Source organism: Acidobacteriota bacterium (genome assembly GCA_016712445.1).
In the GTDB taxonomy this organism is placed as follows: Bacteria; Pseudomonadota; Alphaproteobacteria; order Caulobacterales; family Hyphomonadaceae; genus Hyphomonas.
The window spans coordinates 95115-110504 of sequence record JADJRB010000003.1 but is presented as its reverse complement, the minus strand read 5'-3'; the positions used below and the strand labels follow the sequence as shown (position 1 = coordinate 110504).

The following is a 15390-nucleotide window of genomic DNA, read 5'->3' as shown; positions in this document are numbered from 1 at the left end:
GATGATCGACGTTGAAGCGCCTTACGCGGCCCAGTCCAAGACCCTGACGGCATGCCGCTCGTGTGGTTCGCAGAAGATCGAAGTGTTCCTCGATCTTGGTATCGCGCCGCTGGTGGACCGCCTGGTCGAGGCGCACCGGAAGGACGAGATCGAGCCGGCCTTTCCGTTGAAGACGGTACTCTGCCACGACTGTTCGCTGGTGCAGATCACCGAGACGGTTGATCCGGAGCTGCTGTTCGAGGCGTCGTATCCGTATTACTCGTCCTTCTCGCCGGCGCTGCTAGCGCATTCGCGCGCCAACGTGCTCGACATCCTGGCGCGCCGAAAGCTGGGGCCGGACAGCCTGGTGATCGAACTTGCGAGCAATGACGGCTACCTCCTGAAAAACTATGTCGAGGCCGGTGTGCCGGTGCTCGGCATTGATCCCGCGCCGGGGCCGGCGGCGGCGGCGATGAAGATTGGTGTGCGGACGGTCAACGAGTTCTTCACGAAGAAGTTTGCCGATAAGCTGGTGGCCGACGGCGTGCGCGCTGACGTCATCCACGGCAACAACGTGCTGGCACATGTCGCCGATACGAACGGCTTCGTGGCCGGCATTGCCGCTGTGCTGAAGGATGACGGCGTGGTGGTGATCGAGGCGCCGTACCTGCGCCCGCTGATCGACCAGGTTGCGTTCGACACGATCTACCATGAACACCTTTGCTATTTCTCGGTCACCTCGTTCGATATCCTGTTCCGGCGCCACGGGCTTTACCTCAACGAGATCAAGCAGCTCGACATCCACGGCGGATCGATCCGTTATTTCGCCGAGAAAGTGGAGCGCGTCGGTGCGAGCGTGAAGGATGCGCTGGCGGCGGAGAAGCGCGACGGCCTGACGGGGATCGACTATTTCAAGGACTTTTCCGCGCATGTTGATCACCTGCGCCACGACCTTGTGTCGATGCTGAAGCGTCTCAAGGCGGAAGGCAAGACGATTGCGGCTTACGGCGCGGCCGCCAAAGGCTCGACGATGATCAACTATGCCGGGATCGGCACGGACCTGATCGATTTCGTCGTGGACCGCAATGTGCACAAGCATGGCAAGCTGATGCCGGGACAGAAAATTCCCATCCGTCCCGCGGAAGCGCTTGCCGAGGCGATGCCGGATTATGTGTTGTTGCTGGCCTGGAACTTTGCGGACGAGATCATCGCCCAGCAGGCGGCTTACCGCGAACGGGGCGGCAAGTTCATCATCCCCGTGCCGGTGCCGCGGATCGTCTGATGCGGCAGAATGGATCAGTTTTCGGGAGACGTGCGAATGTCCGGGCTTGAAACGAAGACGCAGGCGCGCGCCTCCGGAGCGACGGCCTGCCTGTGCCCGGCCTGCGGCGAGGCGCCGATGCGCGTGTTCCACGAGGCAACCGGCGTGCCCACGAATTCCTGCATCCTTCTGTCCTCGGAAGAGGAGGCGCGGGCCTATCCGCAGGGCGATATCCGGCTCGGCGTCTGCGAGGCATGCGGCTTCGTGTTCAACACCGCGTTCGACATCGCGAAGACCGAATATTCGGGTCGCTACGAGGAGACACAGGCCTATTCCGGCACGTTCAACAAGTTCCATACCGCGCTTGCCGAGCGGCTGATTGCGAAGCACCAGCTCTACGAGAAAGACGTGCTCGAAATTGGCTGCGGCAAGGGCGAATTCATTGCGCTGCTCGCAGACCTAGGCAGCAATCGCGGCGTCGGGATTGATCCGGGCGTCGATGTCAGCCGCATCGAGGGGAAGGCGGCCTCCAACGTCAAGTTCATTGCCGACTTCTACAACGAATCCTACGGCGACCACAAAGTCGACTTCCTCGCCTGCAAGATGACGCTGGAGCACATTCCGGCTGCGCTCGAGTTCGTGTCGGTGGTGCGGCGAGGGCTTGGCAACCAGACGGATGCGATCGTGTTCTTCCAGGTGCCGGAAGCCGGGCGCATCCTTGGCGAATGCGCATTCGAGGATGTGTATTATGAGCACTGCGCCTATTTTACGCCGGGCTCGCTCGCGCGCATGTTCCGCCGCGCCGGGTTCGCGGTGGATGAAGTGACGATCGAGTATGGCGCGCAGTACCTGACCATCGAGGCGAGGCCTCTGGCGGAGGGCGCGGACCCGACGCCGCCGCTCGCCATCGAGGACAGTGTCGGCGAAACGCTCAAGCTGGTTGATGCGTTCACGGCGCAGTTCGCGCGCACGCTGGCGAAGTGGAAGAAGGTCGTCGATGACGCCACGCGGCAGGGCCAGACGATTGTCCTGTGGGGGTCGGGTTCGAAGGCTGTCTCATTCCTGACGACGCTGAACGTCGGGGACGATGTGAAATATGTCACGGACATCAATCCGCACCGGCACAATCACTTCATGCCAATCACGGCGCAGCGGATCGTGCCGCCGGTGGAGCTGAAGGCGATCAAGCCGGATCTGGTGATCTGCCTGAACCGCATCTATGAGGATGAGATCAAGGCCGACCTCGCGGCGATGGGCCTCACGCCGCGCGTGCTCAGTCTTTAGCGCTTGCGCGCGGGCGCCGGCATCTTGAGCAGGTGGTGATGGACACCCACGGTCCGCTTCCTTTCGCAGAGATCAGCCCGGCGGCGTGGGACGCGGCGGCGGGCGGTCGCCGCACACCGATGCAGCAGCATATCTGGGCCAGCGCCTATGCCGAAACGCTGGCGCGTGGACCGGTCGAGGTTCATGTCGCCGGTGATGTCGGCGCGCCGCAGGCACTGGCGGCGTTTGCCCGGTCGTTGGTCGGGCCGGGGCAGTTGACCCTTCTTGGTGCCGAAGACCTTTGGGAATCGATTGAGGTTTCGTCCGTATCCGGAGAAGCGGAAACGGCGCTTGCAGCGGCACTGGCGGCGGGCGGCCGGCCGCTGAGGTTCGGGCATTACCCTTCGGACAGCGCTTTCGCCGCTGCGCTTCGCGCGCAGGCCAGAGGCGGCGGCCTGTGTGTGTCGCGGCCATTTCCGGGCCGGGCGATGCCGCGCATTGCGCTCGACGCCAGCTGGCGAGTGCCTGAGGCGAAACTCAGTGCGCGGCGGCGGTCCGACCTGAAGCGCATGGCGAGGATCGCAGGCGAGTTCGGCGCGGTAACCTACGAGATTGCCGCGCCGGGGCCGGCGGACATGGATGCGCTGGTGGACGAGGCGTTCGAGGTTGAAGCGCGCAACTGGAAGGGCCGGGCGGGCACGGCGATGGCGAGCGTGGCGCCGGTGGCGGCATTCTACCGGGCCTATGCGCGCCGGGCAGCTGCGGCCGGCATCCTGCGGCTCGCCTTCCTGCGGATTAACGGGTTGGCGGCGGCCATGCAGTTTGCCGTTCAATGCGATCAGGGATTCTGGCTGCTGAAGATCGGGTATGTCGACGAGTTCAAGCGGTGCTCGCCGGGAAACCTGCTGATGCGCCACACGATTGCGCATGCTGCTGAGGCGGGGCTGGGCACGTTCGAGTTCCTGGGCAAGGAATCCGAGTGGACGCGCCTGTGGACCGACGAGGCCCGGCCTGTGGCCAGCCTCAGGTTCTATCCCCTCAATCTTGCCGGTGCGGCCGTGTTGGCGGGTGATGCGGCCGGACAGATCCGCAAGAAGCTGCAGCGGCGAGAGACGGCGCCGGCGTCAGGGCAGGCGGACGTTTGAGACCAGCCGCCCGGTGGCGCGGCGCGGGATGCTCTCATAGCTGCCGAGCGGCAGGCGTTCGGAGGCCTTGGACACCAGCTTGTGTCCGGCGCGCAGCAGGGCTGCGACCGTGCCGGTGCGGGCGATGGCGCCTTCGCAGAGGTCGTACTGGTCGTTGGAGAACACCATCTTGTAATGCTGGTTGCCGCGGCCAAGGTCGATGACGGTCAAGCCGCGCGCGGCACCTTCCCGGATCGTGCTGAGGAGAAGCATCAGGCCGGGGCCATATTGGCGGTAGGTTTCGTCAAACGTGGTGTGCCACCAGCAGAGCACTGGTCCGCGGCGCATTCCGAAATGGGCGGCGATCAGTTTGCCTTCGCAGGTGAGGGTCGACATCAGGCCGGAAAACTCAGGCGCGTGGGCGCGGCGCAATTCGGCATGCAGTTGCTTGATCCACGGCAGCTCGAAGCCTGCCTGTGTGCCCTCTTTCGCGAGGGCGCGTGTCTTTGTCTCGACCAGCCAGTCCCAACATTCTTCGCGCCGGTCATCGAACGTGTAGACCACTTCGCCGACCTCGCGCTCGATCTTGCGGCCGCGGCGTTCCGTGTTCCGCACGGCGTCCCTGAGCGACGATGTGCAACCGGCGAGGTATGCCTCGTAGCCGTCGTCAAATCGGATGCGAGGCGATGTCGACTGGACGAACCCGCCGGACGCGAGCGGCTCAAGCTGGGCGGGGCAGTGATTGAAATCGTAGGCGCGCAAGCGGCAGGCCAACAACAGGTTCGAGGCGGTAACGCGGATACCAGGCGCGAGGATGGGGCCCTGATAATCCGAAAATGTTCCGCCCACGGGCTTTCCGATGCCGCGCCCGGTCGCGTGGAACGGGAAAAACCCGGCGCGCTTGCCGCCTGCGTGCAGGACCGCAACGCGCGTATCGCTGCGCGCGGCGCCGACGGCGCAGGTAAACTCGGGACTGAGGAAGGGACTGTCGAGCCAGGGACTCAATTGCTGGAACGCGCGCCAGCCGGCGATTTCGTCTTGTGTTAGATCCCGGGGGTGCTTGATGTCGGCGGACAAGCTTGCGCCCGGGCCCGGTCCCTCGTTCGGCACGATCAAGGGCGGTCCAGATACGCCGCTCAAAATCCGTCCCCCAAACACGTCGGTTTCAACTCGAGCCGCCATGCAATCATGCCGGATCGATGCCGCCAATATGTAAAACAAGTTCACGTCATTTTATTGGCAAAATACGTGTTGTGCCTGCGTTTCACTTGCTGTTGCAGGGTTATTCTTGCATAAATTTCCGGGGGCGCAATTCCGTTCAAGGATACAGGCTGGTGGTGCATGAAAATTTCACCTCCCGAGCGATTTGAAACCACGATTGGCGGCAAGACCGTCCACGGTCTGGCCATTCGCCTGACGGAAGAGCGGACCGGATCGGAGCGGCGCATCTGGGTGGCCGTGGATGCCGAACACGCCCGCCACCTCAGCACCCGGCAAGACGTCTTCCTGCCGTCCCTCGTTTTCCACGCGATGCTGATCGGGGAGGACCTTGATCTGGGCGGTCTCGCCGTCGAGGAATTTTTCCTGAGGAATGTCAGCCATGCGGCGAGCCAGTATGGGCACTGGTTCCACAAGCTGCGGGTGCCAAAGATCAGCAACCCATCGCATGCGGGCAGGGCGCCGAGAGGTGGGGGCTTCGCCGCCTTCTGTTCGGGCGGCGTCGATGGCTCTTTCTCGGTCTATCGGCACACGCGGAACAATCCGGCCGATGTCTCCCGCAGCCGGGAGCAGGACCTCGGTCATGCCTATCACGTTCTCTATTCCGACGAACCGGAGGGCATCGCCGGGCATGGCAAGGCCGCAGATGCGCTTGCCGAGGCGACCGCCAGCTGGGGCGTGCAACTGATCCGTGTCTACACGAACATTTACCTGTTCGCGCCGGTGCAGACGCAGAATTATGCAATGGTGTCCCACGGGGCAGCCTTTGCGAGCCTTGCGCATGCGCTGTCGGCAGAGACCGGGGCAACCTTGCTCGCCTCAAGCCACACCGACGGCTATTACCATCCCTATGGTTCGACGCCGGAAGTCGATCCGATGTTCTCGTCGGGCAGCATGGCTTTCATCAATGACGGCGGCCACTACACGCGGGCTGAAAAGGTGGAGTGCCTGTGCGGCGATGCGGCGGCGCGCCGTGCGCTGAATGTATGCGACCGGCGCGCGCCGATGGCGGACTATAAGAACTGTTCGCGGTGCCACAAATGCCTGCGCACGATGATCACCATTGATCTCTACGGAAAGGCAGGCGAAGCGACGCCTGCGTTTGACTGGCGCGACTATTCGCCGGAGGCATTCGGGCGCCTTCAGCTGCGCGGCGTGGGCATCGGAGATGAGCAGTTCTATGCCGAAGAGATCCGCGATGCGGCCGTTGGCAAGCGACCCGATATCGTCGTTGCCGCAAACCGTGCGGCCGTCCGCTCACGGATGTTCAAGCCGATGTTCATGGTGGAGGACATCGCCAAGAAGCTGCCGATCGGCGCCAGGGCGCGCCAGTCCCTGAAAGGCATCAAGAAGCAGATGCTGTCACTGATCGGGTCGGCGCGATGAAGCCGGACGGCGATCAATATGCGCGTTGAAGCCATCCGCGATATCGAGGCCGGCGACCTGCTCGGCCGCGCGATCACGCTGCGTTTCGACAAGGCGCGCGCGTCGCAGGAGCTTTTCATCCTTGTGCCGGCGACCTTTGGCGAAGAGATCAACCGGCGCGATGATGCTTTCCTGCCGGCGCTTGTCATGGCGGCGCTTGTCAACCGTGAGGATGTTGACCTTGGCGGCATGAAGGTCGATCCGCTGCTGCTTCGCAACTGCATCGCAGCGGCGCGCCAGCATCAGGCCTGGGTGAACCGGTTCCGGGTTCCCGAGGTTACAAACTTCCTCGAAGACGCTGCGCCGCGGCCGACATCGAAGCGCGTCGCGTCGTTCTTCTCGGGCGGCGTGGACAGCCTGTTCACGCTCCTGCGACACAGCCCTCTGGCGAGTGCAGAGGCGTCGCGCATCACCGACGAGAATATCTGCATGACCATGCACGTATTCCATTCGGGCGATGCAGGCGCCATCGTGCGCAACACGGAAGCGGAAGCGTCACTCGGCAAAGGCGCGACCTCGCTTGGCGCGGCCTTTGTGCCGGTGTTTTCGAACATCATGTCGTTCGACTACGAATGGTACCAGAACTATGCGCGCGTCACCCACGCGGCCGGTCTTGCTTCGATTGCGCGCCTGATGTCGAACGGCCTTTCGGACTGTCTCATCGCGTCCAGCCACACTTACGGGCAGCTGCAAGCCTGGGGGTCGTCGCCGATTGTCGACGGGTTGTACTCCGGGCGTGACCTGACCATCACGCATGACGGGTCGACGTTCAGGCGGTTCGAGAAGACGCATTTTCTTGCGCGCTCTCCGGCCGCTCTGGCGGCGATCAACGTCTGTGACCGGCTGATTGAAAACAAGGGGTATGTAAACTGCTCGCGGTGCCAGAAATGCCTGCGCACGATGACCGCGCTCGACCTCTGCGGTGTTTCTGGTGATGCCGTGCCGGCGTTTGACTGGTCCGACTATACGCCGCGCTCGTTCGGCGAAATCTACCTGAAGAACTGGAGCGAGCTGACCTTTGCGGAAGAGTTGGTCAAGGCAGCGCAGGCGAATGGCCGCACCGAGACGGCTCGCAGCATTCGCTCGGCGATCCGGCGGTCGCATCTGCTGGCACCCCTCGCGCATGCGGAAGACAGCGTTCGCCACTTCTCATTCGCGCGGCAGGGAAAATCCATACTGCTGAACCTTCGGGCAGGTACGTATCGCGCGCTTGGGCTGAGACGATAGGCGCGCCATGATCGACGTTCCTGTGTCGCATATAGAGCTCCTGATTGGCTTCATCATCGAAGCCACCGCGCCGTTCGAAGCGTGGCATGAACGCCTCATCCGTGAACTGAGAGCCTTGCCGGGCGTACAGATCGCTTGCGTGATACTCGATCCGGCGCGGCGGCGGCCTGCCTTCGCGAGTTCGCTCGAACAGGCAGCGTTCCAGATCGACAATCTCGTTACCAGGCGGCGCGGCGCGCAGGCGCGTCCGGATTGGCGCGGCGTGCAGATCGACGCAGGCGCTGCCGTGTGCGACAGGCCGCTGGATATCATGCTGGACCTGCGTGCCGAAGCGGGCGAGCTGTCTCAGCCGGTGGGCGAGGTCTGGACGGTCGACTTCCTGCGGGGGCCTGCCTCGCCTGAGCGCACCGGCATGCAGATGGCGGTGACGAGCCCCGGTGCTTTCCCGATCGCGCTGGAAGCCAGGACAGCGTCCGGCTACCAGACTATCGATCAGGCGGTGTGCGCCAGCCGGCGAAGCGCGGCCCGCAATCTCGAGCAGGCGCAGCAGGTGATCGTGGCGATGATCCTGCGGACGCTGCGCGCGCGGCTTTCTGGTGCGCAAGTCCGCGCGGGCCGGGCGAACGCACAGGACGCACTGACGCTGCAGGCGCCCGGCGCGGCGCCAAAGGATCAGGCGCTCTTGTTTGCAGGAAACTTCGTATCCTATGCGGCGGCCCGTGGTGCGGATACGTTGTCGAAGCGGGTGAGTGCCTGGAGCGGGATGCTCTCGCCGCATTTCCGGCTCTACCACGGGCGCGGGTCGCCACTCGACTTTTCGCCCGGTGAGGCGGAGGCGTTGTCGTCAAGCCGGAAACATTATCTCGCGGATCCGTTCCTGTTCCGCCGCGATGGCAGACTCTGGGCTTTCTTTGAAGTGTTCGACTATGTCGAGGACACGGGCTCGATCGGTGTTGCAGAACTCACGCATGACGGGCTCGGGCCGGTCAGCATCGTGATGTCCGGCGGCGGGCATCTCTCCTATCCGCATGTATTCGAGTATGCGGGGGAGATTTACATGATGCCGGAATGCTGCGCGCGCCGCCGCGTGGAGATCTGGCGGGCGGTGAATTTCCCGTTCGAGTGGGAGTTGGTTTCGTCAGCGCTCGAAGGTGCGTATGCAGTGGATTCCAACCTGCATTTTGACGGAGCAAAATGGTGGCTGTTCACCAACGCGGCGTTTGATCCGTCGGTTGATGCGGGGCTCGAGCTCAGCGTCTATGAAGCAGATGGTCCATTGCTCAAACGGCTGGAGCCGCACGCGCGAAATCCGGTCGTGGCCGACGCGCGCTACGCCCGAAATGGCGGGCGGGTATTCTGGAAGGATGGAAAGCTGTATCGCCCGGCGCAAAGCCTGGAATATGGACAGTATGGCTACGGACTATACCTGATGGAGATCCTGCGCCTGAGCCATTCTGAATATGAAGAGCGCCCTGTGCGCTTCATTCGGGGGTGCCACCATGTTGATTCCAACGGCGAGGACGTGATCTTCGACCTGCGGCGCGGCGTGTCGGGTGTGCAGGCAACGGCCATGGACAAGGCGAGGTGAAGCCTGCCGTGCGTGTGCAGAAAGTTGTCATTCTCAACGACCGGTCTGAAGCGCTGGGAGGAGCGACTTCGCTGGCGCTGCTGTCGGCGCGGCTGTTGCATGCGGCCGGCCTGAAGGTCGTCTACGTGACGGGGGACAGCGGGGCGCGTCACGGTCTGCCGTATGGCATTCGCGTAGTGGCGCTGGGCGGGTTGCCCTTGCTCGACCAGCCCTTCGCGCGCCGTGTCCGTGACGGCTTCGACAATGAAGCAGCTTTCCGGTTGGTGCGCGACGTGATTGCCGCAGAGGATGGTCCCGATACTGTCTATCACCTGCACGGATGGGCGCAGACCTTGTCGCCGGCGGTGTTCCGCGCATTGGCGCCGGTAGAGGAACGCCTTGTCGTATCAGCGCACGATTTCAGCCTCGTTTGCCCGAACGGGTCATATTTCAATTTCCAGACAGACACGGTCTGCCCTTTGGTTCCCCTCAGCGGTGCCTGCCTGGCGACGCACTGCGACAAGCGAAAGCGGGCCGAGAAAGCATTCCGCGTGCTGCGTATCCTTCGCCGCCAGCAACTGATTTCGCTTGCGCGGACGCCGGCCTTGATCGCGATGATTCACCCGGCGATGGAGGACTGGATCACGCGTGCGGGTGCCGACCATGGCCGGCTGCGCGTGCTGCGAAATCCGGTCACGCCTTTTTGCGCGACGCGGGTTGAGGCGGAGCGCAATGCCGACCTGTTCTTTATCGGCAGGTTGCAGCCGGAGAAGGGCGCGGTGCTGGCAGCCGAAGCGGCGCGCGCTGCGGGCAGGCGGCTGCGCGTGATCGGCGAGGGGCCAGAGCGCGATCTGCTCGCGAGCAGGTTTCCGAATGTGGTGCTGGAAGGCTGGCGGTCGCACAGCGAGATAGCCGGGTTGATCCGGGAAGCGCGCGCGCTTGTGATGCCGAGCCGGTTGCCCGAACCCTTCGGGCTGGTCGCGCTGGAGGCCTTGCAGAGCGGGGTGCCGTTGATTGCATTTGCGGATTCGTTCGTGGCGCAGGAGGCGGCCGGCACGGGCGCCGCGTTCCTTGCCGGCGAGCGCTCGCCAGAAGCGCTTGCGGGTGCGGTACGCCAGCTCGGATCGGACGACGTTGTCGCCGCCGCCAGCCGCGCGGGCTTCGAGAATTGCCGCGCATTCGCATCGACACCGGACAGCTGGCGGGACCAGATGATCGCGCTGTACGACGAGCAGTTGAGCCGTGCGCCCGTGTTGACGGGAGCCAGCCCATGAGAATTGCAGTCGTGGTCGCGACGCTCGGGCGGCCGGTTGAGGCAGGTGAACTGGCCATGGACCTTGCGGCGCAGACACGGCCGCCGGACGCCGTTGTGTTTTGCGTGATGGAGGGCGCGGACGCGCCAGCAGGACTCGACGGCATCTGCATGCGAACGATCGCCTGTGCGCGCAAAGGTTCGTGCGCGCAACGAAATATCGGCATTGATGCGGTGGCGGAAAGCGCGGATGTCATCGTGTTCATGGACGACGACTTCGTTCCGGCCGCGGACTATTTCGAGCAGCTCGAGCGGTTCATGGCGGCGCACAAGGAGGCGGCAGGGGTTACCGGCGAGGTGCTCGCAGACGGTGTGACGGGGCCTGGCCTGTCGCGCGAGGACGCCCTTACCCTGCTTGGGATAGACCGCGCCGCGGGAAATGCCGGCGGCGTGCGGCGCCGGCGCGGGCTGTATGGCTGCAACATGGCGGTGCGCGCGTCGGCGATGGGTGAATTGCGCTTTGATGAGCGCTTGCCGCTCTATGGCTGGCTTGAAGACCTTGATCTCAGCACGCGCCTTTCGCGCCGGGGCACGCTATATCATGCGAGCGCGCTACGCGGCGTGCACCGCGGCGTGAAGCGCGGGCGCACGTCCGGTGTCCGTTTCGGCTACTCCCAGATCGCCAATCCGCTCTATCTGCTCGTCCGGGGGCGGGCGCCGGTTCACTACGCATTTGCGAACATCTGCCGCAACCTTGCGGCCAACTTGCTGCGCGTGAGCAAGCCCGAGCCATGGGTGGACCGTAAGGGGCGGCTGAAGGGTAACGGCCTCGCAGCATGGGACCTCGTCCGTGGGCGGCTGAAACCCGAGCGGATACTCGAACTATAGTGTGGCGAGGGCCGCGGCACAGGCATCGATGCCCGCCCAGGTCTCTGCAATTGCCGTCGAATAAGTCTCAGCGGGAACGGGCTGTGCAATAGCCTTGACCACGGCATCTGCCACGCAGGCGGGCGGGACATCCTGCAGCATGCCAAGCACGAAATCGTGCCGGCCGACCGAAGCGAAAAATGCCGGCAGTTTGGCGTCCCAACCGAGGCCCACGTGCGCCACCTTGCAGGCGAAAGCGGTGATGCAGGCGTGCAGGCGATGCGCCACGATGGCGTCGCAGCCCGCGATGTTACGGACGAGGTCCGCCGGAATCGCAGGTCTCGGCAGTCGGGTGACGCGTTGCGCGGCGCCAGGCTCGGCGGTTGCCAAAACCTCTTCAAGAAAACGTTCGTCGTCGGACGGACCATTCGTGAACAGGGCGACGTCAAGGTCGCTAGCGATCAAGGCTGCGATCATCGCTGTCCAGGCGCTGCGGGCGTGCGCGTCGGAAACGGGTGTGCCGTGGGAATGCAGGTTCAGCGTCAATGGGTTGACTATGCCTACGCCGACGAGGCGCCGGTCGCGGCGAGGACGTTCAGGCACGGGGTAGACTTCGGCCGCCAGCAGACCGGGATCCCGGCAGAGACGGGCAGGGGGAAGTCCGGCTTCCGCGAAATGGGACTGCCAGTTGGCAACTGACGCCGCGTCGCGCACAGCAACATAGCTGGGCGCGAGCGTGGAAAGTGCGCGCCGGAACAGGCGCTCGCCCCCGGGAGACCAGTCCTTCGAGACACCCACGCCAAACACGGCAGAGGGCAGGCCTCGCTGACGGGCGAGCGACGCAACCGCGCCGATCTTTATCGGGAAGTTGAGGTCGGCGTCTCCCAGCAATTGGCCGCCGCCAAGCAGAACCCGGTCGCATGTCTCCAGTTGCGCGGACCAGATTGAGGTGTAGCGCGCCGAGATCAGTGTACGGAGGATGGCTGAAACAGCCATCTGCCGGAACGGTTGGGGCAATTTCGCGAGCATGGCGAGCGCGCGGCCGCGCCCAGCTCCCGAGGCCGAATCGAACCCGGTGCGGCCGGCCAGGTCTACCGACGCAAAGCTTGCCCCGGACAAGCGCTGGCCGAGCGCCCATTCGAGGCACTCCGCGATCAGGCCGTCACCGAGGTTCGGGCTGTACTTGACGTTGACCAGCGCGACCTTCATCGGCGGCCGCGCGTGGCTGAGGCGTAAAAGGTCTGACGGAGATCAGCGCGCGGCATGGACCATCCGACGGCGGGGTGCAGGCGCGCGCTGAGGCTGCGGGCGCACGCAGACGGCGATCGCGGCGAACGCGAAGAACAGGATGCCGGGGTCGACCAGCACGGCGGTCGTGACCATCATGGCGAGCGCGGTGATCGTGGCGGCCAGCGAGGCGCGGAACAGCACGCGGTGATTGCGCGTTTCGGGTGAAGCGGAACGGTTCAGGCCGGTGGGTTTCAGGAAGACCAGCCACATGAAGACCGCGGCACACACGAGGCCGGGCCAGCCGACATTCGCGAGGATGACCGGGATGATGCCGTTCGAGCGTACCGACCCGAGGCCAGCGCCGAAGCCGAAGGTTTCGCGGAACACGCGGAAGCCTTCCGATGCCCAGACGCCGCGCTCAAGGCCGCTGGCGCTCTCGCCCTTGCTGAAGATCATGCGGTCGGCCATGTCCATCACGTACTGGCCGGCAGGCGTGAGCACGATGATCGCCACTATGGCGACGAGGACCGGAAACGCGAGGACCATGATGACGCTGGCCCGGCGTCCGCCGCCTCCCCCAGCGATGTCGAACAGCGTGCGCAGGATCAGGAATGATCCGAGCACAACGAGGCCGAACCAGCCGGTCGACGACAGGGCCATGACCGCGAAGAAGCCATTGGCGATGCCGATGCCGCCGGCGACCCAGTCGTTCCGGTCGAAAAAGATCGACAGACCGTATGCGGCGAAGATGGCGCAGACAGATCCGAACGCGGACGGTTCCGGAAATCCGCCGATCAGCCGGTCAGTGCCGAGGATGCTCCAGTCAGCGACGATCGCGTAGTCAGCGGTGCGGATGAAATCCAGCAGGAAATCGAGGCGCAACATATCCATGAATCCGAGTGCGGCGTTCAGCAGGGCGGCTGCCAGCAGGGCGCGCGAAAGGTAGCCGGCGCCCTTCAGGCGGGCGACGCTGATCATCACGAGGAAGAAAGCGAAGCTCGCGAGCAGGTAGCCGGGCTGGGAGATGTTGGATGAGGTTGGTGCGAGCGGGATCAGTGTCGTGAAAAAGATCTCGCTCATGCGGACGCCGTCGATCGCGCGCTGGTAAGGCACGACCAAGACGTCGTGGAAGAACAGGCGAGGCAAGGCAAAAGCAGAAATGACCCCGTAGACGCAGAGGAGACCGAGCACCCACGCCGCGGCCGGAATGCTGGTCTCGTTGCGGCGGCCTGTGGCGAGCAGCTGGAGAACGGCAATCCCGGTGGTGAGCGCGGCGAGCCCCTGCAAGGCGAGGATGCTCAGCCCGCTTGCGGGAATATTGATGACCGCGGCCGCGCCGAGCGGCACCATCAGCAGGGTGAGGTAGGTTGTGGCGGAGATTCCGCGGAACACGGCCGCAACCCAAAGGCCGATCAATACGAAGCCAACCAGCGTTACCTGCATGAGGCGCCTCGATCAGCAAATGTGCAGAAGGACCGGAATGGGCACATCAACAAGACTTCACAGGCGGCGAAGCGCCAGCAGCGCTTCCGGTTTCAGGATGTACAGTACACCGATATAAGTGACCGCGCCGACGCCCACCTGGATCGCCAGCGATACGAGGAGCGGGATCCCTGCCTGAGCGGCGATCCACTGCGTGCCGATGACCACCGCGGCCATGGCGGCGAGCGGCGGGATGGCAATGCCGGCACCGCGCAAGGCAGGCCGCCATGCGAAGCCGCCATGCCGCCGGAGCACCCAGAACATGCTGCCCATCGTGAAGAGGCCGGCCGGGATGGCCGCCGAGGCAAGCGCATACAGGCCGAAGGGGCCGAGCAGGACCATCATGCTGGCGCTGACAGCGGCGTTCATCAGCATGATGCGCGGCAGGCGCTTGATCTCTCCAGCCAGAGAAAGAAGCGGCTCGGCGAGAACGCCCGGCACCACATGGATGGCGGTCAGTGCGAAGATCGCTGCGATTCCGCCGGAAGGTGCCCAGGCGGGCCCGAGGGCGAAGACGACAAGTTCGTTGGCGACGAATGACAGGCCCATGAATACCGGCGCCGTCATGAAGATGAACAGCGGCAGGATCGCGGTGGCGGCGTCGGCGAGGCGGGCGCGCAGGTTCGGATCGGCGGGGTCGGCGCTGTCGGCGGCGCGGCGAAGCTCGACCCATGCGATCATGCGCAGCGGCTCCATGACCAGTTCAGCGACGGACGACACCACGCGCTCGGCCGCCCGGTAGAAGCCTACTCCTGCCGGGCCAAGGAACGCACCGACGAGAAAGGTGGCGCTATTGCTCTGCACAAAGAAGATCAGACGGTTGGCAAGGATATGGAACGAGGTTGACAGCAACAGCCGGGTGCGTGCGCCGCGCAGCGTCAGGCCGCCGTGCCATCCGGCTTGCCAGGCCAGGAGGCCGGCGCAGGCGGCGAGGAACACGATCTTGCCAAAGGCGAGCGCGTAAACACCGTAACCCACGACGAGCGACCACGCGGCCACCGCAAAGGCGAGCGCCTCCGCTGCAATGCTCGCGATCGCAAAGGCGCGCACCTTGCCGCGCCGGACGAGTAAGCCGTTGAACGCATTGACGACCGGGGCAATCAGTACACAGACGCAGAAGAGCGCGGCCAGCTTGCCCGCTGCCTCGTGGCCGGTGAACTCCAGTCCCAGTGAAACCATCCCGCCCGCGAGCGCCATCGCGATGCCGCTTGCCATCGAGAAAGCCATCAACTGGTTGATCTCGCGCTGCGAATTGGCCGTGCTGATGATGACTTCACGCCATCCGGCGGCGGCGCCGACAAACAGCAATGCCGAAAAAGCCTGGATCAGCGCGAAGACGCCGAACTCAGCCGGCGTCAGGAACCGGGCTGCCATCAGGAACAATGTGATCTGCGACAGCTGGGCGGCTACCCGAGAGATCAGGATCCAACGCCCGGCGCCGGACGATTGGCCGCTATTCAGCTCCTGAGCAGCGGCGTCTGCAGTGTCGCTCACG

At 64.4% G+C, this 15390-nt stretch carries 12 protein-coding genes; 8 read left to right on the top strand and 4 right to left on the bottom strand.

Annotation, left to right across the window (positions count from 1 at the left end; genetic code table 11):
- Nucleotide 1: 1 nt before the first annotated feature.
- Genes IPK75_16790 through IPK75_16780 form a run of 3 tightly spaced genes read left to right on the top strand, consistent with a single transcriptional unit; the run spans nucleotide 2 to nucleotide 3648 of the window.
- Nucleotides 2-1261 (top strand): class I SAM-dependent methyltransferase, encoded by a 1260-nt coding sequence (locus tag IPK75_16790; GenBank protein MBK8200005.1) that lies wholly within the window; start codon nucleotides 2-4, stop codon nucleotides 1259-1261.
- A gap of 36 nt (nucleotides 1262-1297) precedes the next feature.
- A complete protein-coding gene (locus IPK75_16785; protein ID MBK8200004.1) occupies nucleotides 1298-2524 on the top strand; it encodes a methyltransferase domain-containing protein in 1227 nt (408 codons plus the stop codon).
- A 38-nt stretch (nucleotides 2525-2562) separates the two neighbouring features.
- Nucleotides 2563-3648 carry a GNAT family N-acetyltransferase gene (locus IPK75_16780; GenBank protein MBK8200003.1) on the top strand — a complete coding sequence of 362 codons (1086 nt, stop codon included), beginning with the start codon at nucleotides 2563-2565 and terminating at the stop codon, nucleotides 3646-3648.
- On the opposite strand, the gene IPK75_16775 is transcribed toward IPK75_16780, so the two are convergent.
- Nucleotides 3628-4767, bottom strand: coding sequence for a GNAT family N-acetyltransferase (locus IPK75_16775; GenBank protein MBK8200002.1), 1140 nt, complete (start codon nucleotides 4765-4767; stop codon nucleotides 3628-3630). The two genes, IPK75_16780 and IPK75_16775, sit on opposite strands and share 21 nt — an antisense overlap.
- Nucleotides 4768-4968: 201 nt before the next feature.
- On the opposite strand from IPK75_16775, the gene IPK75_16770 reads away from it, so the two are divergent.
- The 5 genes from IPK75_16770 to IPK75_16750 are packed head-to-tail and all read left to right on the top strand — an operon-like array spanning nucleotide 4969 to nucleotide 11204.
- The gene (locus IPK75_16770; GenBank protein MBK8200001.1) at nucleotides 4969-6231 is read left to right on the top strand and encodes a hypothetical protein; all 1263 of its coding nucleotides are present in this window, start codon (nucleotides 4969-4971) and stop codon (nucleotides 6229-6231) included.
- Nucleotides 6232-6249: 18 nt separating this feature from the next.
- Complete coding sequence (locus IPK75_16765) at nucleotides 6250-7497, top strand: hypothetical protein (GenBank protein MBK8200000.1); 1248 nt, start codon at nucleotides 6250-6252, stop codon at nucleotides 7495-7497.
- 7 nt (nucleotides 7498-7504) lie between these two features.
- Complete coding sequence (locus IPK75_16760; protein MBK8199999.1) at nucleotides 7505-9085, top strand: hypothetical protein; 1581 nt, start codon at nucleotides 7505-7507, stop codon at nucleotides 9083-9085.
- Complete coding sequence (locus tag IPK75_16755; protein ID MBK8199998.1) at nucleotides 9082-10338, top strand: glycosyltransferase family 4 protein; 1257 nt, start codon at nucleotides 9082-9084, stop codon at nucleotides 10336-10338. The genes IPK75_16760 and IPK75_16755 overlap by 4 nt, the downstream gene beginning before the upstream one ends.
- Nucleotides 10335-11204, top strand: a complete 870-nt coding sequence (locus IPK75_16750) for a glycosyltransferase (GenBank protein MBK8199997.1) — start codon at nucleotides 10335-10337, stop codon at nucleotides 11202-11204. Before IPK75_16755 ends, IPK75_16750 begins: the two co-directional genes overlap by 4 nt.
- On the opposite strand, the gene IPK75_16745 is transcribed toward IPK75_16750, so the two are convergent.
- From IPK75_16745 to IPK75_16735, 3 genes are read right to left on the bottom strand one after another with little or no spacing between them, the layout of a single operon-like run.
- On the bottom strand, nucleotides 11199-12392 hold the full coding sequence (locus IPK75_16745) for a polysaccharide pyruvyl transferase family protein (protein ID MBK8199996.1): 1194 nt from the start codon (nucleotides 12390-12392) through the stop codon (nucleotides 11199-11201). The two genes, IPK75_16750 and IPK75_16745, sit on opposite strands and share 6 nt — an antisense overlap.
- A 42-nt stretch (nucleotides 12393-12434) precedes the next feature.
- On the bottom strand, nucleotides 12435-13856 hold the full coding sequence (locus IPK75_16740) for a hypothetical protein (protein MBK8199995.1): 1422 nt from the start codon (nucleotides 13854-13856) through the stop codon (nucleotides 12435-12437).
- A gap of 57 nt (nucleotides 13857-13913) precedes the next feature.
- Nucleotides 13914-15389, bottom strand: a complete 1476-nt coding sequence (locus IPK75_16735) for an oligosaccharide flippase family protein (GenBank protein ID MBK8199994.1) — start codon at nucleotides 15387-15389, stop codon at nucleotides 13914-13916.
- Nucleotide 15390 lies beyond the last annotated feature (1 nt).

Bases quoted from the DNA above. Each gene is read 5' to 3' on its own strand.
- IPK75_16790 (MBK8200005.1), top strand. From the start codon at position 2: ATGATCGACGTTGAAGCGCCTTACGCGGCCCAGTCCAAGACCCTGACG.
- IPK75_16785 (MBK8200004.1), top strand. From the start codon at position 1,298: ATGTCCGGGCTTGAAACGAAGACGCAGGCGCGCGCCTCCGGAGCGACG.
- IPK75_16780 (MBK8200003.1), top strand. From the start codon at position 2,563: ATGGACACCCACGGTCCGCTTCCTTTCGCAGAGATCAGCCCGGCGGCG.
- IPK75_16770 (MBK8200001.1), top strand. From the start codon at position 4,969: ATGAAAATTTCACCTCCCGAGCGATTTGAAACCACGATTGGCGGCAAG.
- IPK75_16765 (MBK8200000.1), top strand. From the start codon at position 6,250: ATGCGCGTTGAAGCCATCCGCGATATCGAGGCCGGCGACCTGCTCGGC.
- IPK75_16760 (MBK8199999.1), top strand. From the start codon at position 7,505: ATGATCGACGTTCCTGTGTCGCATATAGAGCTCCTGATTGGCTTCATC.
- IPK75_16750 (MBK8199997.1), top strand. From the start codon at position 10,335: ATGAGAATTGCAGTCGTGGTCGCGACGCTCGGGCGGCCGGTTGAGGCA.
- IPK75_16745 (MBK8199996.1), bottom strand. From the start codon at position 12,392: ATGAAGGTCGCGCTGGTCAACGTCAAGTACAGCCCGAACCTCGGTGAC.
- IPK75_16740 (MBK8199995.1), bottom strand. From the start codon at position 13,856: ATGCAGGTAACGCTGGTTGGCTTCGTATTGATCGGCCTTTGGGTTGCG.